This is a genomic window from Paraburkholderia sp. RAU6.4a (assembly GCF_050435625.1).
Lineage (GTDB): Bacteria > Pseudomonadota > Gammaproteobacteria > Burkholderiales > Burkholderiaceae > Paraburkholderia > Paraburkholderia tuberum.
In genome coordinates this window covers 619482-643659 of sequence record NZ_JBNDKQ010000002.1, presented here as the reverse complement: position 1 = coordinate 643659, position 24178 = coordinate 619482, and the positions used below count along the sequence as shown (strand labels likewise).

Annotated in this window: 20 protein-coding genes and 1 pseudogene; 12 read left to right on the top strand and 9 right to left on the bottom strand. The window is 64.5% G+C overall.

The window, feature by feature from the left end; translation table 11 throughout:
• Positions 1–90: 90 nt before the first annotated feature.
• Positions 91–1479, top strand: coding sequence for an 8-oxoguanine deaminase (locus tag OKW40_RS07675; RefSeq protein ID WP_260320946.1), 1389 nt, complete (start codon positions 91–93; stop codon positions 1477–1479).
• Between the two features lie 95 nt (positions 1480–1574).
• Here OKW40_RS07675 and OKW40_RS07670 read toward each other — a convergent pair whose 3' ends face one another.
• Positions 1575–2507, bottom strand: a complete 933-nt coding sequence (locus OKW40_RS07670) for a LysR substrate-binding domain-containing protein (RefSeq protein ID WP_429489052.1) — start codon at positions 2505–2507, stop codon at positions 1575–1577.
• Positions 2508–2789: 282 nt separating this feature from the next.
• On the opposite strand from OKW40_RS07670, the gene OKW40_RS07665 reads away from it, so the two are divergent.
• The 4 genes from OKW40_RS07665 (at position 2790) to OKW40_RS07650 (ending at position 7715) form a co-directional block, all read left to right on the top strand.
• On the top strand, positions 2790–4388 hold the full coding sequence (locus OKW40_RS07665) for an ABC transporter ATP-binding protein (protein ID WP_429489050.1): 1599 nt from the start codon (positions 2790–2792) through the stop codon (positions 4386–4388).
• 93 nt (positions 4389–4481) lie between these two features.
• Positions 4482–5588 carry an ABC transporter permease gene (locus OKW40_RS07660; RefSeq protein WP_090805345.1) on the top strand — a complete coding sequence of 369 codons (1107 nt, stop codon included), beginning with the start codon at positions 4482–4484 and terminating at the stop codon, positions 5586–5588.
• A gap of 39 nt (positions 5589–5627) precedes the next feature.
• Complete coding sequence (locus OKW40_RS07655) at positions 5628–6557, top strand: ABC transporter permease (protein WP_090800507.1); 930 nt, start codon at positions 5628–5630, stop codon at positions 6555–6557.
• Between the two features lie 63 nt (positions 6558–6620).
• Positions 6621–7715 carry a BMP family ABC transporter substrate-binding protein gene (locus OKW40_RS07650; protein WP_184056799.1) on the top strand — a complete coding sequence of 365 codons (1095 nt, stop codon included), beginning with the start codon at positions 6621–6623 and terminating at the stop codon, positions 7713–7715.
• 110 nt (positions 7716–7825) lie between these two features.
• On the opposite strand, the gene OKW40_RS07645 is transcribed toward OKW40_RS07650, so the two are convergent.
• Entirely contained in the window at positions 7826–8035 is a 210-nt protein-coding gene (locus OKW40_RS07645) for a dodecin (RefSeq protein WP_184049245.1), read from the bottom strand.
• A 448-nt stretch (positions 8036–8483) separates the two neighbouring features.
• Between OKW40_RS07645 and OKW40_RS07640 the strand changes: the two are divergent.
• Both OKW40_RS07640 and OKW40_RS07635 read left to right on the top strand, forming a co-directional pair.
• Positions 8484–8630 (top strand): annotated as a pseudogene (locus OKW40_RS07640) (NAD(P)-dependent oxidoreductase); the annotation flags it as partial.
• A 93-nt stretch (positions 8631–8723) separates the two neighbouring features.
• Positions 8724–10316 carry an ABC-F family ATPase gene (locus OKW40_RS07635; protein WP_090800503.1) on the top strand — a complete coding sequence of 531 codons (1593 nt, stop codon included), beginning with the start codon at positions 8724–8726 and terminating at the stop codon, positions 10314–10316.
• Positions 10317–10468: 152 nt separating this feature from the next.
• Here the strand turns inward: OKW40_RS07635 and OKW40_RS07630 are convergent, their stop codons facing one another.
• The 3 genes from OKW40_RS07630 to OKW40_RS07620 all read right to left on the bottom strand — a co-directional run bounded on the left by OKW40_RS07630 (position 10469) and on the right by OKW40_RS07620 (position 13140).
• The gene (locus OKW40_RS07630) at positions 10469–11401 is read right to left on the bottom strand and encodes a uracil-DNA glycosylase (protein WP_260320944.1); all 933 of its coding nucleotides are present in this window, start codon (positions 11399–11401) and stop codon (positions 10469–10471) included.
• Positions 11402–11511: 110 nt separating this feature from the next.
• Entirely contained in the window at positions 11512–11715 is a 204-nt protein-coding gene (locus OKW40_RS07625; RefSeq protein WP_090800501.1) for a DUF1289 domain-containing protein, read from the bottom strand.
• A 123-nt stretch (positions 11716–11838) separates the two neighbouring features.
• Positions 11839–13140, bottom strand: coding sequence for an Nramp family divalent metal transporter (locus OKW40_RS07620; protein ID WP_429489048.1), 1302 nt, complete (start codon positions 13138–13140; stop codon positions 11839–11841).
• A gap of 534 nt (positions 13141–13674) precedes the next feature.
• Here OKW40_RS07620 and OKW40_RS07615 point away from each other — a divergent pair.
• The 4 genes from OKW40_RS07615 to OKW40_RS07600 all read left to right on the top strand — a co-directional run bounded on the left by OKW40_RS07615 (position 13675) and on the right by OKW40_RS07600 (position 17776).
• Positions 13675–14775, top strand: a complete 1101-nt coding sequence (locus tag OKW40_RS07615; RefSeq protein WP_429355685.1) for a polyamine ABC transporter substrate-binding protein — start codon at positions 13675–13677, stop codon at positions 14773–14775.
• Between the two features lie 90 nt (positions 14776–14865).
• A complete protein-coding gene (locus OKW40_RS07610) occupies positions 14866–16032 on the top strand; it encodes an ABC transporter ATP-binding protein (RefSeq protein ID WP_429489045.1) in 1167 nt (388 codons plus the stop codon).
• Positions 16029–16961, top strand: coding sequence for an ABC transporter permease subunit (locus OKW40_RS07605; protein WP_184056787.1), 933 nt, complete (start codon positions 16029–16031; stop codon positions 16959–16961). The genes OKW40_RS07610 and OKW40_RS07605 overlap by 4 nt, the downstream gene beginning before the upstream one ends.
• Positions 16958–17776 carry an ABC transporter permease subunit gene (locus OKW40_RS07600; RefSeq protein ID WP_184056784.1) on the top strand — a complete coding sequence of 273 codons (819 nt, stop codon included), beginning with the start codon at positions 16958–16960 and terminating at the stop codon, positions 17774–17776. The genes OKW40_RS07605 and OKW40_RS07600 overlap by 4 nt, the downstream gene beginning before the upstream one ends.
• Before the next feature lie 247 nt (positions 17777–18023).
• On the opposite strand, the gene OKW40_RS07595 is transcribed toward OKW40_RS07600, so the two are convergent.
• Positions 18024–19514, bottom strand: a complete 1491-nt coding sequence (locus tag OKW40_RS07595; RefSeq protein WP_429489043.1) for a flavin-containing monooxygenase — start codon at positions 19512–19514, stop codon at positions 18024–18026.
• A 212-nt stretch (positions 19515–19726) separates the two neighbouring features.
• On the opposite strand from OKW40_RS07595, the gene OKW40_RS07590 reads away from it, so the two are divergent.
• Positions 19727–20395, top strand: coding sequence for a TetR family transcriptional regulator (locus OKW40_RS07590; protein ID WP_429489041.1), 669 nt, complete (start codon positions 19727–19729; stop codon positions 20393–20395).
• Positions 20396–20488: 93 nt separating this feature from the next.
• On the opposite strand, the gene OKW40_RS07585 is transcribed toward OKW40_RS07590, so the two are convergent.
• The 3 genes from OKW40_RS07585 to OKW40_RS07575 all read right to left on the bottom strand — a co-directional run bounded on the left by OKW40_RS07585 (position 20489) and on the right by OKW40_RS07575 (position 23651).
• Positions 20489–21673 carry a tetratricopeptide repeat protein gene (locus tag OKW40_RS07585; protein ID WP_429489039.1) on the bottom strand — a complete coding sequence of 395 codons (1185 nt, stop codon included), beginning with the start codon at positions 21671–21673 and terminating at the stop codon, positions 20489–20491.
• A 161-nt stretch (positions 21674–21834) separates the two neighbouring features.
• Positions 21835–22515 (bottom strand): PspA/IM30 family protein, encoded by a 681-nt coding sequence (locus OKW40_RS07580; protein WP_018417715.1) that lies wholly within the window; start codon positions 22513–22515, stop codon positions 21835–21837.
• A gap of 470 nt (positions 22516–22985) precedes the next feature.
• Entirely contained in the window at positions 22986–23651 is a 666-nt protein-coding gene (locus OKW40_RS07575; RefSeq protein WP_184056770.1) for a hypothetical protein, read from the bottom strand.
• Positions 23652–24178: the final 527 nt, after the last annotated feature.

The following is a 24178-nucleotide window of genomic DNA, read 5'->3' as shown; positions in this document are numbered from 1 at the left end:
ATGGCGTTCAACGGAACGCGACGGCACGGTGGCGTGCCGCCGCATCGCGTTCGAACGGCTTTGCATGCAGGCAATCAGGCGGACAGACGAATGACGATGAATGAAGCACTGAAACAACCCGGTAAAACGATGCTCGTGAAGCACGCGGACGTGCTGGTCACGATGGATGACGAGCGGCGTGAACTGCGCGACGCCGGGCTGTATATCGAGGACAACCGGATCGTCGCGGTCGGACCGACCGCGCAACTGCCGCAATCGGCCGACGAGGTACTTGACCTGCACGGCCATCTCGTGATTCCGGGCCTCGTCAACACGCATCACCACATGTACCAGAGCCTCACGCGCGCGATTCCCGCCGCGCAGAACGCCGAGTTGTTCGGCTGGCTCACGAACCTGTACAAGGTGTGGGCGAACCTCACGCCTGACATGATCGAAGTATCGACGCTGACCGCGATGGCCGAGCTGCTGCTGTCGGGCTGCACGACGTCGAGCGACCATTTGTACATCTATCCGAACGGCAGCCGTCTCGACGACAGCATCGCGGCCGCGCGCCGAATCGGCATGCGCTTTCATGCGGCGCGCGGCAGCATGAGCGTGGGACGCAAGGACGGCGGCCTGCCGCCCGATTCGGTGGTCGAGCGCGAAGCGGACATCATGAAGGACACGCAGCGTCTGATCGAGACGTATCACGACGATGGGCGCTACTCCATGCTGCGCGTCGTCGTGGCGCCGTGCTCGCCGTTTTCGGTGAGCCGCGACCTGATGCGCGAATCGGCGGCGCTCGCGCGCCAGTATGGCGTGTCGCTGCATACGCATCTGGCGGAGAACCTCAACGACGTCGCGTACAGCCGCGAGAAGTTCGGCATGACGCCGGCCGAGTATGCGCACGATCTCGGCTGGGTCGGTCATGACGTATGGCATGCGCACTGCGTGCAACTCGACGACGCGGGCATTGCGCTGTTCGCGCGCACCGGCACCGGCGTCGCGCACTGTCCGTGCTCGAATATGCGGCTCGCGTCGGGCATCGCGCCGGTCAAGCGCATGCGGCTCGCGGGCGTGCCGGTTGGGCTCGGCGTCGACGGCTCGGCGTCGAACGACGGTGCGCAGATGGTCGCCGAAGTGCGCCAGGCGCTGCTGCTGCAGCGCGTCGGTTTTGGGCCCGATGCGATGACCGCGCGCGAGGCGCTCGAAATCGCGACCCTGGGTGGTGCGCGCGTGCTCAATCGCGACGACATCGGCGCGCTCGCGCCCGGCATGGCCGCGGATTTCGTCGCGTTCGATCTGCGTGAGCCGCATTTTGCCGGCGCGCTGCACGATCCGGTGGCGGCTCTGGTATTCTGCGCGCCGTCGCAGGTCAGCCATAGCGTGATCGACGGCAAGGTGGTGGTGAAGAATGGGCAGTTGGCGACGCTCGAACTCGGGCCGGTGATCGAGCGGCATAACGCGCTCGCGCGGCAGCTTTACGAGGCGGCCGCTTGAGCTCGAGCGGAAGGGGCGGCACTCGCGCCGCGCGCAAGCCGCGAGTCGCTGATCCGTGAGCGGCGGTGCCGGTGCGATCGGCGCCGCATGCGGCGTCAGGGCTTGTCGATCAACGTCCGGGTCGCCTCGCCAACCACGCCGCGCAGCCAGCGCACTTCATCGGAATAATGCACGCGCTCGTGCCACAGCTGGTAGTACTGCATCGGCGGAAAGTCGAGCGGCGCGGGCATCACGGTCAGCGGCAGAAAGTTCGCGTAGTAGTCGGCAAAGAGGCGCGTCGTCGTGAAGATCAGATCGGATTTGATCAGCACGTACGGCGCGAGATTGAAGTAGGGCAGCGTGACGACCACATGGCGCTTGAGCCGCTCGCGCGCGAGGTGCACGTCGATCGCGCCGCGCTGGCCGACCGAATACGGCGTCGGCGCGAGATGTGGCGCGTTCAGGTACTGGTCGAGCGTGAGCCCGCCGCGTTTGGCGAACGGATGCGTGTTGCTCATCAGGCACACGATCTGATCGACGAACAGGTTCGACAGATGCAACTGCTCGGGCGGCTCCGGCCAGTTGCCGACCACGATGTCGAGCTTGCCGTCCTCGAGCGCGAGTTCGTAGTCGAACGCGGGGCCGAGCGAATGGAATTCGAGCGTCGCGTTCGGCGCGGCCTTGCGGAAACGTTCGACGACCGTCGGCACGAACAGCACGTTCAGGTAGTCGGGACAGCCGATCCGGTAGCAGCGGATCGACGTGGCTGGATCGAAGTTGTGCTGCTGGAACTTGATGCGCTCGATTTCGCGCAGCGCGTTCTGCACCGGTTCGAGCAGGCGCAGACCGTACTCGGTCGGCACCATGCCGGACTTGCCGCGCACCAGCAGCGGGTCGCCGGTGATGTCGCGCAGACGGCGCAGCGCCGCGCTGATGGCGGGTTGGGACTGGTTCAGTTTGACGGCGGCGCGGGTGACGCTGCGCTCCATCAGTAGCGTGTGCAACACGCGCAGCAGGTACGTGTCGATCGCCTCGCGTTGCTGGCTCATGGATTCTCCGAATATATGTGCAGGCTGATCGAACGAACGTGGGGGTATATGCGTTTTAATATGGACGAAAAACGGCGTCAAGGGCGACATACCCGCAGAGCTTGTAGCGGCGGGGGTTTGCGGGAATTTTGTCAACTCGACTGAGTGTGGGCGAATTAGGTATTGTCATCCGGTTGTGGTGACGGATCGCCCGCCGGCGGGGCGGACCGATAGTCCGCAATCCGGCGGCAAGCAGGCGCCAAGCAGGCGGCAAGCAGCGTCACGAACGCACTACGGAATCTCATGAGCGACACTCCACTTAGCGACGGCGCGCAACTCACCGGCCAGGCGGTGCCTCGGCTCGCGCTGACGGGCATCACGAAGCAGTACCCGGCCGTGCGCGCCAACGACGACGTCACGCTCGTCGTCGCGCCCGGCGAAATCCACGCGGTGCTCGGCGAGAACGGCGCGGGCAAGAGCACGCTGATGAAGATCATCTACGGCGCCGTGCGACCCGACGCCGGCGAGATCCGTTGGGAAGGCGAGACGGTCGAGATCGCGAGTCCGGCGGCCGCCCGCAAGCTCGGCGTCGGCATGGTGTTCCAGCACTTCTCGCTGTTCGAGACGCTGACGGTCGGCGAAAACATCGCGCTCGCGCTCGACGAACCGTTCGATCTGAAGACGTTGGCCAAACGCATTCGCGAGGTGTCGGCCGACTACGGGCTCGACATCGATCCGCAGCGGCATGTCCACAGCCTCACCGTCGGCGAGCGGCAGCGTGTCGAAATCGTGCGCTGCCTGCTGCAGAATCCGCGTCTGTTGATCATGGACGAACCGACCTCGGTGCTGACGCCGCAGGCGGTCCGCAAGCTCTTCACGACGCTGCGCCGGCTCGCGGCCGAGGGCTGCAGCATCCTCTACATCAGCCACAAGCTCGACGAAATCCAGGAGTTGTGCGACACCGCGACGGTGATGCGCGGCGGTCGCGTGACCGGCCATGTGACGCCGAAGAACGAGACGCATGCATCGCTCGCGCAGTTGATGGTCGGCCACTCGCTGCCGGACTACACGCGGCGCGAGCACAAGCCGGGCGCGGTGCTGCTCGACGTCAGGCAGTTGTCGGTCGCGAGCGACGATCCGTTCGGCACCTCGTTGCGCGACGTGTCGTTCAGCGTGCATGCGGGCGAGATCTTCGGCATTGCCGGTGTGTCGGGCAACGGGCAGGCGGAACTGCTCGCGGCGTTGTCCGGCGAGAAGCGCGCTGAAAAACGCAGCCTGCCGGCCGACGCGATCACGATCTGCGGCAAACCGGCCGCGCGCCTCGGCGCGGGCGCTCGGCGCGCGCTCGGCTTCGGCTTCGTGCCCGAAGAGCGGCTCGGCCGCGGCGCGGTGCCGGCGATGAGCCTTGCCGACAACGCGCTGCTCACCGCGCATCGGCAGAGCATGGTCAACTCGGGCTGGATCAAAACGGCTGTGATGCGCGCATTCGCGAAGCGCTGCATCGACGCGTTCGACGTGCGCTGCGGCGGCCCCGACGCGCTCGCGCAAAGTCTGTCGGGCGGCAATCTGCAGAAATACATCATGGGCCGCGAGATTTTGCAGGCGCCGAAGGTGCTCGTGGTCGCGCAGCCGACGTGGGGCGTCGATGTCGGCGCGTCGGCGTTCATCCGTCAGCAACTGCTCGATCTGTCGGCGCGCGGCGTTGCGATTCTGGTGATCTCGGAGGAACTGGAAGAGCTGTTCGATATCTGCGATCGCATCGCGGTGCTCGCGGGCGGGCGGCTTTCGCCGGTGCGCGCGACCGGTGCGACCAACGCCGAGGAAATCGGCCGCTGGATGGCGGGGCTGTTCGGCGACCGCGAGGGCGCGGCGCCCGCGGCGGATCAACCGGCGCATGCATGAGGCGAGGCGTTGCCCGCCGGCCACGCCAACACGCTAACCACGCACGCGAATGCGGACCCTGAAGAACAGAACCCGAACAAATACACGCTACCCATGATGCTTCCCTATCGACTCGAAGCCCGCACGTCGCCGTCGCGCACGATGCAGCTCGCCGTGCCGCTGATCGCCGCGTTGCTGACGCTCGCGATCGGCTTCCTGATCTTCGGCCTCGTCGGCCGCGACCCGTTGCAGGCGATGCACGGGTTTTTCATCGAGCCGCTGTCGAGCATCAACGGCTGGTCGGAGCTGCTGCTGAAGGCGTCGCCGCTGTGCCTGATCGGCCTCGGTCTCGCGATCGGCTATCGCGCGAACGTGTGGAACATCGGCGCCGAAGGGCAGATGCTGCTCGGCGGCATCGCGGCGAGCGGCGTCGCGATTTATTTCGATCAGGCGAGCGGCTGGTGGATCCTGCCGACCATGATGGCGGCCGGCATCCTCGGCGGCATGGCGTGGGCCGCGATTCCCGCGTTTCTGAAGAGCCGCTTCAATACCAACGAGATTCTCGTGAGCCTGATGCTCACGTACGTCGCGACGCAACTGCTGATCTATCTCGTGAGCGGCCCGTGGCGCGATCCGCAGGGCATGAACTTCCCGCTGTCGGAGATGTTCAGCGGCGACGCGCTGTTTCCGACGCTGTATGGCGACTGGCACTGGAAATTTCTGCGTGGCACGCGCCTGAACGCGTCCGTGTTCCTCACGCTGATCGCGATTCCGCTCGTCTGGCTGTTCATGCGCAAGAGCTTCGCGGGCTACCGGATGAACGTTGGCGGACTTGCGCCGCTCGCCGCGCGTTACGCCGGTTTCTCCGACAAGAAGACGATCTGGACGTCGCTGCTGATTAGCGGCGGCCTCGCGGGCCTCGCCGGTATGGGCGAAATCGCCGGTCCGATCGGCCAGTTGCAGGCGACGTGGTCGCCGGGCTACGGCTTCACCGCGATCATCGTCGTGTTCGTCGGCAGGCTGCATCCGCTCGGCATCGTGCTCGCCAGTCTGCTGATGGCGTTGCTGTATCTCGGCGGCGAAGCGGTGCAGACCTCGATGCAATTGCCGCAGGCGCTCTCGGGCGTGTTCCAGGGGCTGCTGCTGTTCTGCCTGCTCGGCGCCGACCTGTTCGTGAACTACCGCGTGCGGCGCCGCTCGGCCGCAGCAGTGGCTCGTTAAGTTTGCCAATCAGCTCGCCAATCCGCTTTCAGACTCGATATGGATATCCAGCAAGCCAGCGCGCTCACGTCGAGCGCGATCACCGCGTCGATCCCGCTGATGTTCGCGGGCGCCGGCGAACTCGTCGCCGAAAAATCGGGCGTACTCAATCTTGGCGTGGAAGGGATGATGCTGATGGGCGCCGTCAGCGGCTACGCGGTCACGTCGATCACCGGCAGCCCGTGGCTCGGCGTGCTCGCCGCGATCGGCGCCGGTCTCGCGATGTCGCTGCTGTTCGCGTTCCTCACGCTGACGATGCTCGCCAACCAGGTCGCGACCGGCCTGTCGCTGACGATCTTCGGCATCGGGCTGTCCGCGTACGTCGGCAAGCCGTACACGTCGGCGGCGGTGCGCGCGACGATCGATACGTGGACGATCCCCGGGCTGTCGAACATCCCGGTGCTCGGCCCCGCGCTGTTTACCCTCACGCCGCTCGATTACCTCGCGTTCCTGATGTTCGCCGCGATCGGCTGGTTCCTCTATCGCACGCGCGCGGGACTCGTGCTGCGCTCGGTCGGCGAATCGCCGCAGGTCGCGCATTCGGTCGGCTTTCCGGTGGTCGGCGTGCGCTATGGGGCGGTCGCGTTCGGCGGTGGCATGGCGGGGCTCGCGGGCGGCTACTATTCGATCGTCAATCTGCACCTGTGGCAGGAGAACCTGACCTCGGGCCGCGGCTGGATCGCCCTCGCGCTCGTGGTGTTCGCGACGTGGCGCCCTGGGCGACTGCTGATCGGCTCGCTGCTGTTCGGCGCGGTGACGGGGCTGCAGTTCTATGCGCAGGCGATCGGTGTGCCGGTGCCGACGCAGTTCCTCGCGATGCTGCCGTACGTCGCGACGATCGTCGTGCTCGCGCTGATCTCGCGCAATCCGAACACGATTCGCCTGAATGCACCCGCGTCGCTCGGCAAGCCGTTTTTCTCGGCGGGCTGACGGCGACACAGGTCCTTTATCGATCCGCTCAAACTATTCGCTCATCACGACAGGGGAGAAAACATGAAGAGAAGAAATCTGCTGACCGCTTTCGCTTGGGGTGCGGCGTCGCTGGCGCTTGCGGCGCCGCTCGCGCAAACCGCGCAGGCCGCTGACGTTCCGGGCGTCGCGTTCGTCTATCTCGGCAATCCGGGCGATGCTGGCTGGACCTTCGCGCACGATCAGGGCTCGCGGGAAGCCGAAGCGAAGTTCGGCAACAGGATCAAGATCACGCGCGTCGAGAACGTGCCCGAATCGGCCGACTCCGAGCGCGTGTTCCGCGATCTCGCGAACAAGGGCAACAAGATCATCTTCGGCACGAGCTTTGGCTACCAGGACTTCGAGCTGAAGGTCGCGAAGGACTTCCCGGACACCATCTTCCTGCACGCGACCGGCTACAAGAAGGCGCCGAACTTCGGCACCTACGACGTGCGCATGTACCAGGGCGCGTATCTGGCCGGCGTCGCCGCGGGCTACGTGACGAAGAGCAACACGCTCGGCTTCGTCGCGTCGGTGCCGATTCCGGAAGTGGTGCGCAACATCAACGCGTTCACGCTCGGCGCGCGCTCGGTGAATCCGAAGGTGCATACGAAGGTGATCTGGATCAACAGCTGGTTCGATCCGGGCAAGGAAAAGCAGGCCGCCGAAACGCTGATCGGCCAGGGCGCCGACGTGCTGCTGCAGAACACCGATTCGAGCGCGACGCTCGCGACCGCGTCGGAGAAGCACGTGCACGCGTTCGGCTGGGATTCGGATATGAAGAAGTTCGGTCCTGACGCGCATCTCGGCTCGGTCGTCGCGCACTGGGGCGTGTACTACAGCGCGGTGATCCAGCAGGTGCTCGACGGCAAGTGGACGAACGCTCCGGTGTGGTGGGGCATTCCGCAGAAGGCTGTCAATCTCGAGGACCTGAACACGTCGGCGATTCCGGCCGATGGGCAGAAGCAGGTTGCCGCGAAGCGCGACGAACTCGCGAGCGGCAAGCGCGACGTGTTCACGGGCCCGATCAAGGATCAGTCGGGCACGGTGAAGGTGCCTGAAGGCAAGACGCTGACCGATCCGGAACTGCAGCGCCTGAACTGGTACGTGGAGGGTGTCGACGGGTCGCTGCCGAAGTAAATCGGGCGGTCCGTTGTTGAAAAAAAAGCTGCGTCCAGCCCCGCCTGGACGCAGCTTTTCTGTTTGCGGCTTGCGCGTGGCAACGGGCAAGCGTGTCGTGCGGTCGCCGCTCAGTCCTCGATGCGCAGGCCGACCTTCAGCGTTACCTGCCAGTACGCGACCTTGCCGTTCTCGATCTGGCCGCGCGTTTCCGTGACCTCGAACCAGTGCAGATTGCGCAGCGTTTCCGACGCTTTGGCAATCGCGGTGGTGATCGCGTCGTCGATCGATTGCTTCGACGAACCGGTCAGTTCGATCTTCTTGTAAACGTGTTCTGACATGAGTTCCTCCTTGGTGTGCGTCGCTGGTCAGTAAAACGCTGCTCGGAAACGTGCATGGAAAAAGTATAGGCAACGGTTCGCGCAGTCCGACGGACAGATGCGCCCTCGCCAGCGCAATCGCCTGCGCGGCGGATCAGACGCCGCCGCTCGAACCATCGATACTGCACATCGCATGCCCGGTATCGCGCGACTTCAGCGCCTGGCGCGGTCGCTATCATCTGTACGCAACATAAGCGATTCAATCTGATAGCCGACGAGGTTCGAACGTGGAAACTGGTTTTTGCGGCCCCGGCCTGATGGGCGCGCCGATGATCCGGCACCTGCTGCGCCGCGCCGCATGCGCTGGATCGTCGATCATTCGAGCATTGCGCCGGCCGCGACGCGCGCGCTGGCGCGGCGGGTGGCGGATTTCGGCGAGGCGGGCGGGGGGCGGACGGCGCGGCGGGGGAGCGCCTACGAGACCGGCACGCCGATGCCGGTCGCGTCGACGGTCCGGCAATTGCTGCGACTGGGTGCCGCGATGGGACTCGCCGACGCGGATTTTTCGGCCTTCATCGACATTCTGCAGACGCCACGCGGCGGCTCGAACGGGTGACGCGGGCCGCGCCGGACCAACTGTCGGGTTGAAATCTCCAAACCTGCTAAAATATTGGGTTTTTCGCCGATATCACATTCAAAGGGACGCGCTGTGCTGTCTACTGCCAATATCACCATGCAATTCGGGCCGAAGCCCCTCTTCGAGAACATTTCGGTCAAATTTGGGGGAGGGAATCGCTATGGCCTGATCGGTGCGAACGGCTGCGGTAAATCCACCTTCATGAAGATTCTCGGTTCGGATCTCGAGCCCAGCTCGGGCAACGTGATGCTCGAGCCGAACGTGCGTCTGGGCAAGCTGCGCCAGGACCAGTTCGCGTACGAAGACGTGCGCGTGCTCGACGTCGTGATGATGGGCCACGCCGAAATGTGGGCCGCGATGACCGAGCGCGACGCGATCTACGCAAACCCCGACGCGACCGACGACGACTACATGCACGCGGCCGAGCTCGAAGCGAAGTTCGCCGAGTACGACGGCTACACGGCCGAAGCGCGCGCGGGCGAACTGCTGCTCGGCATCGGCATCGCGATCGAAGACCACAACGGCCCGATGAGCAACGTGGCGCCCGGCTGGAAGCTGCGCGTGCTGCTCGCGCAGGCGCTGTTCTCGAAGCCGGACGTGCTGCTGCTGGATGAGCCGACCAACAACCTCGACATCAACTCGATCCGTTGGCTGGAAGATGTTCTCAACCAGTACAACTCGACGATGATCATCATCTCGCACGACCGGCACTTCCTGAACCAGGTCTGCACGCACATGGCCGACATGGACTACGGCACGCTGAAGGTCTATCCGGGCAACTACGACGACTACATGCTCGCCAGCACGCAGGCGCGCGAGCGTCAGCAGGCCGCCAACGCGAAGGCGAAGGAGCGCGTGGCCGATCTGCAGGACTTCGTGCGCCGCTTCTCGGCGAACAAGTCGAAGGCGCGCCAGGCCACCAGCCGTCTGAAGATGATCGACAAGATCAAGATCGAGGAATTCAAGCCGTCGTCGCGGCAGAACCCGTTCATCCGCTTCGAGTTCGAGAAGAAGCTGCACAACATCGCGGTGGTCGCCGACAGTATCTCCAAGAAATACGAGCGCTCGATCTTCAATAACTTCAGCATCAGCGTGCAACCGGGCGAGCGCATCGCGATCATCGGCGAGAACGGCGCGGGCAAGACCACGCTGCTGCGCTCGTTGCTCGGCAATCTGCAACTCGACCACGGCACGGTGAAGTGGGCGGAAAACGCCAACGTCGGCTACATGCCGCAAGACACGTACGAAGAGTTTCCGGGCGACGTCACGCTGATGGACTGGATCGACCAGTACCGCAAGGAAGGCGACGACGAGCAGATGGTGCGCGGCACGCTCGGCCGGCTGCTGTTCAATGCGGACGACATCCGCAAGTCGGTCAAGGTGCTGTCGGGCGGCGAGAAGGGCCGCATGATCTGGGGCAAGCTGATGCTGGGCCGCCACAACGTGCTGCTGATGGACGAGCCGACCAACCACATGGATATGGAGTCGATCGAGTCGCTGCAGATCGCGCTCGACAAGTTCGACGGCACGCTGATTTTCGTCTCCCACGACCGCGAGTTCGTGAGCGGCCTCGCGAACCGGATCATCGAAGTGAAGACCAATGGCACGCTGAACGACTTCGGCGGCAACTATGAGGACTTCCTGACGAGTCAGGGCGTGCAATAAGCGCCTGGTTGGTGGTCTTCAGCTATTCCCAAAGGCCCACGCTGGCAGTTTGCCGGCGTGGGCCTTTTTGCTTTTGGTGGCTAGCCGGCGCCCCAGGCGAACATGCGTTCACAGTGAAGACCGCTCAATGATTCGATCGCGACAAGCCCGGACTAATGCCGGCTCGACGCAAGCCGTCGAATCACCTCATCCAGCTTGGCCATATGGCGAACCTTTCCTTGAAGCGCCTCGCTTGCAGGCTTCGCCGCTCTCGCCGTAGGGTGCCGCACGAGTTCGTGTAGAGGCCGCATCGGGTGACTGAGCAACGCGCTTTCCGCTTCCCGCCCAAGCGCAACGAACCGTACGGTTCGAGGGAACAGGCTGATGAAGTCGGCCAGAATCTGGCCCGTCGCATGTAGCTCGTGATTCGTTGGGCGGCGATTGCTCTGGGCATCTTCGTCCGCGAACGGATGAAACGGGAACGCATTCCATAGCGCAAACTCAGTCGGTCCGAATCCATTGGCAAGCATCGTCTGCCAGACGACCGAGGCGGTTCTCTCATAGACCCCGTAGTCGCGGTCCGTCATTCGAGACAGCGCATCACGGCAACTGGTGCGGGCTGCCGGGCCAGGGAGGTAGTCCGGTAGTGGGCTGTGGTCCGATCCCGTGGCGAAGCTGTTGAGCTTCGTATCGTTGCCAAGCAGAATCCGCTCGGAGGTCATCGCGATGCCTGTGAAACGCCCGCCGCGGCAGCTCAGCGCCTCCGCAATCAGGATGATCTCGACACTCCTTTGGCGGGCTTGCAGGTAGGCCGCAAGTTGTTGCTGGCGAATCCGCGGCGCGTTGATGCCGGGCTGATCGCGCTCATCGGTCTCGGACCATGGATTGAACACGTTCGCCATGCGGCGCCATTCTGCGAGGCACTGAACGAAGTCCTTGGCGGTGGTCATGTAGCCGAAGTTTTGCGAGGCGTTTTCAGGTTCAGTTGCGTCGGGATCTGAAGCGTCTATGGCCGCGAGCCGGCTCTGTCCAACGTATAGCACGTTGCGTAACGCGACCCTCGGTCGCAGCCCGACAATTGATCCGCTGATCGTCGGCGTCGGCATGCGCTTCTGATGCTCGCATCAGAAAACGTGGGCCATAAAAAATGCCGGGAGGTCCCGGCATTTTTTATGGCCGCAACCGGCATCAACGCTCAAGCGCGCAACGAACACCCTCACACCTTGTCGTTCTGAAACCGCATCGCCGTGCCTTCCCGTTCGATCCGAGTCCAGATCGCGCGCTTTTCCTCGTCGCTCAGAAACACCCAGTTCGACACTTCGGTGGCGGTGCGGCCGCAGCCTTTACAGACCTCGTCGAAGAGCGTGGAGCAGACGCCGATGCACGGGCTGTCGGGAAGATCGTGGAGATTCGAAGTCATCGGAAACCTTGAGGCGGGGAGGCGAAGTCCCGCTATGTTAACCGATGCGCGCCGTGCGCCTTGCATGCGCCGCTCAGCGTCGTGCGAACTTCATGTCAATTGCGCTGACCTTTGCGTCTGCGATCACGCCGAAGTCGCCAGTTGCCACATCAGCGCGCCATTGAGCGCAATGATGAACACCGCCGACAGCCATGACAGCACGAGCGGCACGCCGTGCACGCGCCAGCCGCGCATCAGCGCCGCATCGGACGCGCAGCGGATCAGCGGCACGACCGCGAGCGGCAATTGCAAGCTCAGCACGACCTGGCTCGCGACCAGCAACTGATTCGAGCCATGCTGACCGAACACGCCCACCGCGAGCAGGGCCGGCCCGATCGCGAGCGCACGCGTGAGCAGCGCGCGTTTCCAGCGCGGCAACCGCAGCCGCAGGAAGCCCTCCATCACCGTCTGACCGGCCAGCGTGCCGGTGACGGTCGCGCTGAGTCCGCACGCGAGCAGCGCCGTCGCGAACAGGATGCCGGCCCAGCGGCTGCCGACGAGCGGCGCGATCAGCCGATGCGCATCGGCCAGATCGGTCACGTCGCGATGACCGCTGGCATAGAACACGGCCGCCGCGACGATCAGCAGCGCCGCGTTGATCACGAACGCGAACGCAAGCGAGCCGAAAGTATCGAGATTGACGACGTGCAGCGCGGCCTTGATCTGCGCGTCGCTGCTGTCGGGCGCGTGATGCTTGACCAGCGCCGAATGCAGATACAGGTTGTGCGGCATGACCGTCGCGCCGACGATGCCCGCCGCGAGCCACAGCATGCCCGCGCTTCTGATCAGCTCCAGGCTCGGCGCGGTGCCGGCGAGCGCCGCGTGCCAGTCGGGCCGCGCGAGCGCGAGCTGCACGACGAAGCACAGGCCGACGAAGCCGATCAGCGCGGCGATCACCGCCTCCAGCCTGCGGCCGCCTTTCTGCTGGAGCGCGAGCAGCGCGAAGGTGCAGACCGCCGACATCAGCACGCCGACCGTCAGCGACACGCCGAGCAGCAGTTGCAGCGCGACCGCGCTGCCGACCACCTCGGCGACATCGCAGGCGATGATCGCGACCTCGCTCGTCAGCCACTGGAACAGCGTCGCGCGCCGGCCATTGCGCTCGCGGCACAATTGCGCGAGGTCGCGCCCGGTCACGACGCCGAGGCGCGACGACAGCCACTGCATCAGCATCCCCATCAGGCTCGACAGCAGCACGATGCCGAGCAGGCGGTAGCCGTAGCCCGCGCCGGCGCCGAGCGCGGTCGCCCAGTTGCCGGGATCGATATAGCCGACCGCGATCAGCGCGCCGGCGCCGAGGAACGAGAACCAGTGCGCCGGCCGCGTCGGCTCGCCCGGCAGACGCCGGCGCCGGTTGGGCCGCATCGCGAAAGGATTGGTGTTCATCGTGCCAGAGCTTGTGGGAAACGCATCCTGTTGCAAGTCACATGCCCATCGCACGCGCGCAGCGGCTGGCCGGCCATCGCGCGACGACGTCGCGCAATACGCATCAAAAGATCATGATAGGAGCATTCGAGCCGTCGTGGCGGCGCCGCGGCGCATGAAAGGCGCGCCGGACGCCGACGCGGCTCTGCACCGGCAAGCACCGTCCGGCACTCGCGCGCGCCAGAGCGGCGCACCGCCCAGGTGCGAGCCAACGCCGAGCTGACAACCAGATAACAGCGACGCGATGAAACCCTCGCAGCCTGTGCCCAGCGCGGATAAAGCGCGGCCGACGACCGCGTATTTTTCGGTAGACACGGGCCGATAACCCGTTAAAATTGCGCCCATTTTGCAAGGGTGCGGCCAGAGCCTGTACCGTTTGCGCGACAGCTCCGGGTTTTTTTTTGTGCGGGCAATAATTGGTGGTAGTTTTCGGGGTTTTCAGGGGACCGTGCGGGCGACGGCGCGGCTTGAGTGACGAGAGGATCGGAGAACGGGATGAACAAGCGGATAGTGGGGCATATGGCGGCGCTGATCTTGTGCGCGGCGCCGTGGTTGACGGCCGCTGCGAAGGATACGCAGCTCAACGTGTATAACTGGTCCGACTACATCGCGAAGGACACGATACCGAACTTCACCAAACAGACCGGCATCCAGGTCAAGTACGACAACTACGACAGCGACGACACGCTGCAGGCGAAGCTGCTCACCGGTCACTCGGGCTACGACATCGTCGTGCCGACCAGCAACTACGCGGGCAAGCAGATCGCCGCGGGCATCTTCGAGCCGCTCGACAAATCGAAGCTGCCGAACCTGAAGTACCTCGACCCGTCGCTGATGGCGCTCGTCGCCGGCGCCGATCCGGGCAACAAGTACGTGGTGCCCTGGGCGTACGGCACGACCGGCCTCGGCTACAACGTGACGAAGGTCCAGCAGATCCTCGGCAAGGACGCGCCGCTCGATAGCTGGGACATCCTGTTCAAGCCGGAATACATCTCGAAGCTGAAGGCCTGCGGCGTGTCGGTGCTCGACGCGCCGGACCAGATGTTCGCAGCTGCGCTGCACTACATAGGCAAAGACCCGATGAGCACGAACCCGGCCGACTACCGCGCCGCGCTCGCGATGCTGAAGAAAATCCGCCCGTACATCACGCAGTTCAACTCGTCGGGCTATATCAACGACCTCGTCGGCGGCGACATCTGCTTCGCGTACGGCTGGTCGGGCGACGTCGTGATTGCCAAGCATCGCGCGATCGAAGCGAAGAAGCCGTACAAGATCGAGTACTTCGTGCCGAAGGGCGGCGCGCCGGTGTGGTTCGACGTGATGGCGATTCCGAAGGACGCGAAGCACAAGGAAGCCGCGCTCGAGTGGATCAACTACATCGAGACGCCGCAGGTGCACGCCGCGATCACCAACGCCGTGTACTACCCGAGCGTCAATATGGAAGCACGCAAGTACGTGGACAAGGACGTCGCGAACGATCCGGCCGTGTACCCGTCGCCGGAAACCATCAAGACGCTGTTCCTGTTGAAACCGCTGCCGCAGGAAATCCAGCGGCTGCAAACGCGGCTGTGGACCGAGTTCAAGTCCGGCCGCTAAGCGCGACAACAAACAGATAAGCAGCCTATGAAGCCCTCGGTGTTCACCGGGGGCTTTGTTCGTCAAACGCCGGAGTGAAGCAGCATTATGATGAGTAGTGACCAGCCGGGCGCGCTGGCCGGGACGGCGGTGCCGTCGACGGGCTCGAACGCCGTGACGGGCGACGCAGCGGAGCAGTTCATCCAGATCGTCGATGTCGTGAAGAAGTTCGGCGAGACCGTCGCGGTCAAAGGGGTCAATCTGACGGTGAAGAAGGGCGAGCTGTTCGCGCTGCTCGGCAGCTCGGGCTGCGGCAAGTCGACCCTCCTGCGCATGATGGCCGGGCTCGAAACCGTGACATCGGGCAAGATCCTGATCGATGGCGAAGATCTCGTGCAACTGCCGCCGTATCGCCGGCCGGTCAACATGATGTTCCAGTCGTACGCGCTCTTTCCGCACATGACGGTCGAGGCGAACGTGGCGTTCGGCCTCAAGCAGGAAGGCGTGCCGAAGGCCGAGCTGAAAGACCGCCTGCACAACGCGCTCGAACTCGTGCAGATGGGCCGCTTCGCGAAGCGCAAGCCGCATCAGCTGTCGGGCGGGCAGCAGCAGCGCGTTGCGCTCGCGCGCTCGCTCGTCAAGCGGCCGAAGCTGCTGCTGCTCGACGAGCCGATGTCGGCGCTCGACAAGCAGATCCGCCAGCGCACGCAGATCGAGCTCGTCAACATTCTCGACCAGGTCGGCGTCACCTGCATGATGGTCACGCACGATCAGGAGGAAGCGATGACGATGGCCAACCGCCTCGCCGTGATGAGCGAAGGCCAGATCGTGCAGCTCGGCACGCCGCATGAAGTCTACGAGTACCCGAACAGCCGTTTCTCGGCGGAATTCATCGGCTCGACCAATCTGTTCGAAGGCCGCACGGTCGAGGACGAGCCCGATCACGTGTTCATCGAAACGCCGGATCTGACGTGCCATTTGCACGTCAATCACGGCATCACCGGTCCGCTCGGCATGCCGGTGACGATCTCGGTGCGCCCCGAACGCATCGCCCTCACGCGTAAGCCGCCGGAGGGCGCCTACAACTGGGGCAGGGGCGTCGTCACGAATATCGCGTACATGGGCGGCTATTCGCTGTATCACGTGAAGCTCGACGGCGGCAAGACCGTGATCGCGAACGTGACGAGCCTGGCGCTCACTGAAATCGATCCGCCATCCTGGGGCGACGAAGTCTACGTGCGCTGGAGCGCATCGGCCGGCGTGGTGCTGACGTCATGAAAGAGGCGCTTTCGTCGTTTTTCGCGTGGCCCGTGCGGCGTCTGAAGTTCAGGGGACGCACCGCGGTGGTGGCGGGGCCGTTCATCTGGCTGCTGCTGTTCTTCCTCGTGCCGTTCCTGCTGGTCGTGAAGATCAGCTTCGCCGATTCGCAGCTCGGCATTCCGCCGTACACGCAGCTCGTCACCTTCGCGGAAGGCGCGCTGCACATCACGCTCGATCTGTCGCACTACGCGTTTCTGTTGACCGACAGCCTGTACTTCGCGACCTATGTGAATTCGGTCGTGGTCGCGGCGATTTCGACCGTGCTGTGTCTGCTGATCGGCTATCCGATGGCGTACTACATCGCGCGCTCCAATCCGGCCACCCGCAACCTGCTGATGATGGCCGTGATGCTGCCATTCTGGACCTCGTTCCTGATCCGCGTGTACGCATGGATCGGCATTCTGAAGAACAACGGGCTGCTGAATAACTTCCTGATGTCGGTCGGCCTGATCCATTCGCCGATCGAGCTGTATCACACGAACACGGCGGTCTATATCGGCATGGTCTATTCGTACCTGCCGTTTCTCGTGATGCCGCTGTACGCGCATCTCGTGAAAATGGACCTGACCTTGCTGGAAGCCGCCTACGACCTCGGCGCGAAGCCGTGGAAGGCGTTCTGGCAGATCACGCTGCCGCTGTCGAAGAACGGCATCATCGCCGGCTGTCTGCTGGTGTTCATTCCGGCGGTCGGCGAGTACGTGATTCCCGAGTTGCTCGGCGGCGCGAACACGCTGATGATCGGCCGCGTGATGTGGAATGAGTTCTTCGACAACGCCGACTGGCCGATGGCGTCCGCCGTCACATGCGCGATGGTGTTGCTGCTGCTGGTGCCGATGGCGCTGTTCCAGCATGCCCAGGCGAAGGCATTGGAGGAGGGCCGCCAATGAAGCCGAATCGCATGCTGCAGCTGATCGCTCTGGGCATCGGCTTTCTGTTTCTGTATATCCCGATCGTCAGCCTCGTCGTGTATTCGTTCAACGAATCGCAACTGATGACGGTGTGGACGCGCTTCTCGACGCGCTGGTACGCGGCGCTGTTGCAGGACGGCGAGCTGATCACGTCGGCGTGGCTGTCGCTGCGTATCGGCCTGCTCACGGCGTTCGCGTCGGTGATCATCGGCACGTGGGCCGGCTTCGTGCTCGCGCGCATGGGGCGCTTTCGCGGCTTCACGCTGTACACCGGCATGATCAACGCGCCGCTGGTGATCCCCGAAGTGATTCAGGGTATCTCGCTATTGCTGCTGTTCATCGAAATGGCGCGCTGGATCGGCTGGCCGGCCGAACGCGGCATCTTCACGATCTGGATCGGTCACGTGATGCTGTGTATTTCGTACGTCGCGATCATCGTGCAATCGCGCGTGCGCGAACTGCATCCGTCGCTCGAGGAAGCCGCGCTCGACCTCGGCGCGACACCGCTGCGCGTGTTCTTCTTCGTCACGCTGCCGCTGATCTCACAGGCGCTGGTGTCGGGCTGGCTGCTGTCGTTCACGCTGTCGATCGACGACGTGGTGCTGTCCGCGTTCCTGTCGGGTCCCGGTTCGACGACCTTGCCGCTCGTCGTGTTCTCGCGCGTGCGACTTGGTCTGAATCCGGAGATGAATGCGCTCGCGACGCTGTTCATCGCGGTCGTCACGGTCGGCGTCGTCGCGGCGAACTTCTTCATGCAACGCGCGGAGCGCAGGCGGGCCGTGATGGCGGTTTGAGCTTGCGCGACGCGCGGGCATCGCGCGCGACGCGTGATTGAACTGGAAATCGCGGCCCTCACTTCTTCTGACGATAGCGATGATCGAGTCCCTTCTGCGCGTGCTGGACTGGCAGCCGCTCTATCGGCTGTGGGAACTGATCGTGATCATCGTGAAGTTTCTGTGGGAGCTGTTGCAGTTGCTGAGCGGTGGCGGGTAACGAATGCGCCGGCCCATGCCCGCGGCGCCGGATTGCCATTGTGCGGACTCAACGCGCGAAGCGGTAATCCTGCTGCCGCACGCGGCGCGTACGCTGGCGAAAGCTGAACGTGAAGCCGGGCCAGATCGCGGTGACTTTGCCGCTCTGCGTCTGATACCAGCTGTGGCAGCCGCTAGTCCACACCGCGTGCCGCATCTCCTGTTGCAAACGCGCGTTGAAATCGCGCTGCACGTCGGCGCGCAAGGTCATCGTGCGCGCATTCTGTTTGCGCAGCACGCGCAGGCAATCGCCGATATACCGCAGTTGCGACTCGATCATGTAGATCATCGAGTTATGGCCGAGCCCCGTGTTCGGGCCGGCGATCATGAAGAAGTTCGGGATGTTCGCGATGCTCGTGCCGAGATAGGCCTCGGGGCCATCGCGCAGCCATAGCGTGCTGAGGTCGGTGCCGTCGAGGCCGGTCACTTCGAACGGCGCGGGCACGTCGTTGACCTGGAAGCCGGTGCCGCAGATGATCGCGTCCGCGTGGTGGTGCACGCCGTCGTCGGTCACGATGCCATCCGCGACGATCTCGCGGATACCGCTCGTCACGACGTCGACGTTCGGCTGACAGACGGCCGGGTAATAGTCGCTCGACAGCAGCACGCGCTTGCAGCCGAGCCGGTAGTTCGGCGTGAGCTTCGCGCGCAGCGCCGGGTCCTTGACGCGTCGCTGCAGATAGCTGAGACCGAACTTCATCGGCGTCTTCATCAGCTTCGGATTGACGACGAACGCGATCCCACGCGACTCGAGCTGCCAATAGATCGCGCTGCGAACGAAGCGCTGCGTGAACGGCAGCGTACGGAACAGCCATTGCGCGCGCAGGCCGATCGGCTTGTCGCGCTTCGGCATCACCCACGGCGCGGTGCGCTGGAACAGAGCCAGATGCGCGACACGCGGCTGGATTTTCGGCACGAACTGGATCGCGCTCGCGCCGGTGCCGATTACCGCGACGCGTTTGCCGTCGAGCGGATAGGCGTGATCCCAGCGCGCCGAATGGAATAGCTTGCCCTCGAAACGTTCGATGCCGGCGATGCGCGGCAGCGCGGGACGCGACAGCGGACCGTTCGCGGCGATCAGCACGTCGGCCTCGACGATTTCGCGCGCGCCGTTCGTGTCCAGTTCGACGAGCCAGATCTGCCGCGCTTCGTCGAAGCGCGCGGCGCTCACTTTCGCATTGCAGCGCACGTAGCGATCGACGCCGTACTTGCGCGCGCAGTGCTGCAGATACGCGAGAATTTCGGCCTGGCTGCTGAACGAGCGCGACCACGCCGGATTCGCCTCGAACGAGAACGAATAGAGATGCGAGGGGACATCGCAGGCCGCGCCGGGGTAGGTATTGTCACGCCACGTGCCGCCGATGCCGCTCGCGGCCTCATAGACCGTAAACGACGTGATGCCCATTTGCTGCAGACGGATGGCCATGCCGATGCCGGCAAAGCCACTGCCGACGATCGCAATGCGCAGCGCGGTGGATGAAGCGGAAGGGGCAGGCGTCACGGCGGTCTCCGGCACGGGGCGAAAGCGGCGGGTGAAACGATAGCGGCTACGGCGCGCTCGACTCGCGCGGCGCGACGAGCAGGGGCGAAATCGCGCGTCTACAGCTGTCTACACACGGCTTAACGCGCAGGGTAGACAACTGTACACATCGCGTCAAGATCGTTTAGAGTGCAGCTATTAAACGCGCATACCGCGCGACGATTGAACGCACGATGACGACCGTCCCCGAAGCAGCGTCCGTCGCCGGCCCGGAGTTGCCGCCCGGCAAGCGCAAGCTGATCGAAGCCGCGCTGCGGTTGACCGCCGGCGGCCGCAGTTTCGCGAGCCTCGGCTTGCGCGAGCTCGCACGCGAGGCGGGGCTCAATCCGAACACGTTCTACCGCCATTTCAGCGCGCTCGACGAGCTTGCGCGCGAAGCCGTCGCCTCGGTGAGCCGACGGCTTCGGCCGATGCTGCGGCGCGAGCGCTGGCTCGCCGCGCACAACGAACCGCACAGCGTGCCGCGGCGCGCGTGCGTCGCGTTTTTCGCGTTCGCGCTCGCGAACCGCGAGGCTTTCCTGAGCGCGCTGGCCGAATACCACGGCACGTCGCCGGCTTTGCGCGAAGCGGTGCGCGCGAACCTGCACGAGGTGTCGGCGGAGATGGCGGACGACGTCGTGCAGCTCGAATTGATGCCGCGACTCGCGCGCGAGACCGTCGACGAAGTCTGCACGCAGATCGTGCTGCAACTGTTTCATCTATCCGCTGAATACATCGATGCGAACGCCGCGCGCCGCGACGCATTGATCGATTACGCGGAACGTTTCATCGTGCGGCTGCTTGCGGGGGCGGTCGTGCTCGCGCAGCACGAGGGTAGCCAGGCGGAGTCGGCGCGGGCCTGACCTGAACGAAGGCGGTACACAAAACCGGCAGGCAAAAAACAGGCTCCGCGAAGGAGCCTGTCTTTTCATTCGACGCGGATCGATCGGGTTCGATCAGGTATCGGTCCAACCGCCGGAATCGTCGTTGCTGCCCATGTCGATGCCGCCGCCGCTGCCGTCATCGTTCCAGTCGTTCGAACCCTGACCGAAGTCGAGGCCGCCGCCGTTTCCGCCGTCGTTGCCGCGCCGGCGCAGTTCGTCGGGGTCGACGACCACGTCGCGCTCGACTACGCGGTCACGCCCATGACTGAGCGCCTCGCCAAGCAGCACGCCGGTCAGCAGACCGCCCATGCCGCCACCCATGCCACCGCCTTGCTGCACGATGACCTGCGGCTGCTGCTGATAGGGACCCTGTTGCGGATAAGGCGCTTGCGGGTTGCCGAAGCGCTCGGCCTCCTGCGCGTACGTCGATTGCTGAGCGCTGCCCACGGACGCGGCGGTCGGATCGGGCCGGCCGTCGGCGCGCGCGCGCAGGCTCGCGATGCGCTGCTCGAATTCGTCGAGTGCATAGGGCGGCAGCGGATTCTTGCCGTTCGACAGCGTTTCGACGGCGCCGCGCAACTGTTCTTCGGTCGCTTCGACGTCTTTCTCGAGCAACTCGTGACCCGGCGCGGCGGATAGCTTCACGTCGAGCTTGATCGACCGCACCGTGTTGAGCATGTCGGTGGCGCGCTTCAATTGCGCGCGGCGGTCCTCGTCGGCGCGCGTGTCTTCCTGGCTACGCGCGCGGCGCAAGGTCCAGCGCAGTACGAGCGCGATCACCGCGATCAGAACAATGATACCGATCCACATACCCACCCCCGGACCATGCCGTTGTTGCGCTTGCGACATCATCGCCGACTGTTGCTGCACAGCAGGCGCATTCTGCTGCGCGAACGGATTCGCGGCGTGACGGGTGACGTTGCCGCCCGCGCGTTCCGCGTCGCGGCGCAGGCGCGCTTCGGTTTGCGCGAAGCGGCTCGGGTCGGTGAAGCGGATCTGCGGATCGAGCGTCTTTGCCTGTTGGAGCTGCGCGAGCGCCTCGGCGGAACGGCCTTCGCGATCGAGCACCTGGGCGTACAGATAGTGCGCGTGTGCGTTGTTCGGATGCGCTTGCAACACTTCGGTGAGGCCGGCGTCGGCCTGCTGCCAGTTGCCCTGCGACATCGCCGATTCGATTTGCTGGGCGGTCGGCACCGCGAACGCCGCGGCCGACACGAGCAGCAGCGAAGCGAAGGCGGTTGCGAAAAGTTTTTTCATTTGCGGACCGGGCGGGGCGCGCCCGTCTCCATCAGTCGATTGCGGTGGCTGCCTGTGGCGGCCGGTATGCCGGTGCGTTCAGAAGCGAGCGCACCGGCATGTACTGCTACTGCTGTCATTGCTGGGTGTACTTGCTGCGAGGAAGTACAGGCATCCAGCATTTACTGCGCCGGCGTATTGAGCTGCTTCTTCAGCGCTTCGAGCCGATCGTCGACGGACGGGCCGCGGTTCAGATCCGCGAGCTTGTCGTCGAGCGCCTTGCCGCTTTTTTCGTCGGCGGAGTTCAGACGCGCGTCGGAACGCGCGTTCGACAGCGCGACTTTATCTTCCAGCTTCTGGAAATCCTCGGACAGGTTCTTGCCGCCGATGCCGCCGAGTGCGGTGGCCGCGGTATCTTTCGCCTGCGCGATCTGCTGCTTGGCTTGCAGGATGTTCGAGCGCGCGTTCAGGTCGTTGCGGCGCGTGCGCATGTCCTCGATCTGGCTCTTCAGTTGTGCGACCGACGGCTCCAGCGAAGTCAGTTCTTTGGTCAGCGCATCGCGTTCGGCTTCGGCCGTGGCCTGCGCGCCGAGCGCTTCACGCGCGAGCGCTTCGTCGCCGGACTGCAGCGCACGGCGAGCACCGTCTTCATACTTCTTCGCCTTGTCCGCGGCAACATCGCGCTTGCTTTGCTGGGTGGCGACCTGCGCCTGAATCTCGATCAGCGAGTTTTCGGCCTTGCCGATGCTGTCGTCGAGTTCGCGCACGATCTGGCGCGAGTCGCGCGACGGATCCTGCACCGAATCGGCCGCATCGTTCAAAAGACCTTTGAGCGTGCGCGAAATGCTGTCAAAAAGCGACATGAAAACCTCCAGAGAATGTGAGCGGCGCCGACGATGCGTGCGCGCCTGACTGCCTTGAACTACTGCTACTTTACGCCGCCGTGCGCCATGCTGCGCAACGTTCGGACCGGAGTTCGGGGCGCACTTGCCAATTGCAATAGCGCGGTCCGTTTTTGTTGAGGCGCAATGCCGGTTGAGGATTGCCTCGATGATGGAAAGCCGCGATGGGCATGGACTTGACGGCGGATATTACACCACCGGCTGTCTTAAAGATGGCTTAAAGATGGCTTAATCGATGCGCTACCCGAAGGCGCGAACGATTCGCGAAAAGCCGCTGTTTGCGGGTGTGGGCGGGCGTTACCGAGCGGCGTTTCACGCAGGTGTCACTGATGTAACGATATGCAACGGGGACCCGTTGCGTACGCTCGCCTGCATCGCTCGGATGCAGTGATTGCGGCTCGGTGCGCAGTAATTTTCCGTCACGCTTTGCGTCACGCGAAACGGCCGCCTTCGGCGCTCGGGTCGCTGTGCGGTTCGTCGTCGTCGGAGTCCTGGTCGTTGGGACGGCGCTTGAGTGAGTTGCGCAGACGCGCAGACGTGCCGGGCAGCCGTTTCGACGCGGCGTTGTCGATTGCGTCCGCTTCGGCGTTTTCCGCGTTTTCGGCGGCTCGTGCTGCCGTCAGACGCGCGACGGCTTCGGCGGTGGCCGCGGCCTGTTCGTCCTGCCCGGCGGCGAGCGCGGCGGCGACGCCCGCGGGAAGCAGCGGGGCGGGGGCATCCACAGCGTCGGTCACGGGAGCGGGGCGACCGGCTTGCTGCATCGAGGGCGAAGCCACGGCATCGGCCGCGCCGGCAGCCGCCGGAGCCGCCGCGTCTTTCTCATCCGCTTGCAGCGCTACCGGCAGCGCGGCGCGCGCATAGCGCGTACCGCGCGCGACGCGCTGCAGCGCCGCGTTCAGCGGATCGGGCGCGCGCGGCGCGCGCAGCCGGTCGACGATGCTCGCGGCCTTGACCTGTTCGCTGGTCGCGCCGAAGCTCAGCACCGCGCGCCGCATCAGTTCACTCACGCTGATGCCCAGATCCTCGGCAGTCGCGGTGATCGCACGTTTCTGCGCGGTCGTGACGAATACGACGATGCGCTCACTGGGCTTGGACATGATCGACTCGCAGTCTTGTTAGCATGGGCGGATCGGCGCGTGCCTTCGGATACGGTGTCGGAACCCGTCATCGGAACTGCCGTTGGATCCCGCCGTTCGGGTCCCCATCGCGCGCATCGCGGGACGCGCGCGGGTTCATCATATGACGAGTTGCGCCGCCACGGAACAAGCGCGGTGCGAAAATCCCGTGGCATCAATGAGTTGTAGTGTTTGCGGCCGGTTTGTCCACAGCCCTTTCAACAGAAAATGTTGATAACCCCGCATAAGCTGCCCGTCGCGCGCACGCTGCAATGCGCGCTGCGCGAAATTACAGACCCTTACCAGGAAAAGGCGGCCGGCAAAGGGAATTCTTACAAAAAAACTGCCTTGGACCGCTGCCGATTTCTTTAAAATGCGCTGTTACGTTGCGCCGGACATGGTCCGTGGCGTGCCGTGCGGCCGGCCGGGGGCAAGGTCCGCAGGGCGGCGTACGTCCCTGCCAGGATGTCGAACACGACCCATGCGCGCGCCGCGAGCGCGTGCAGACA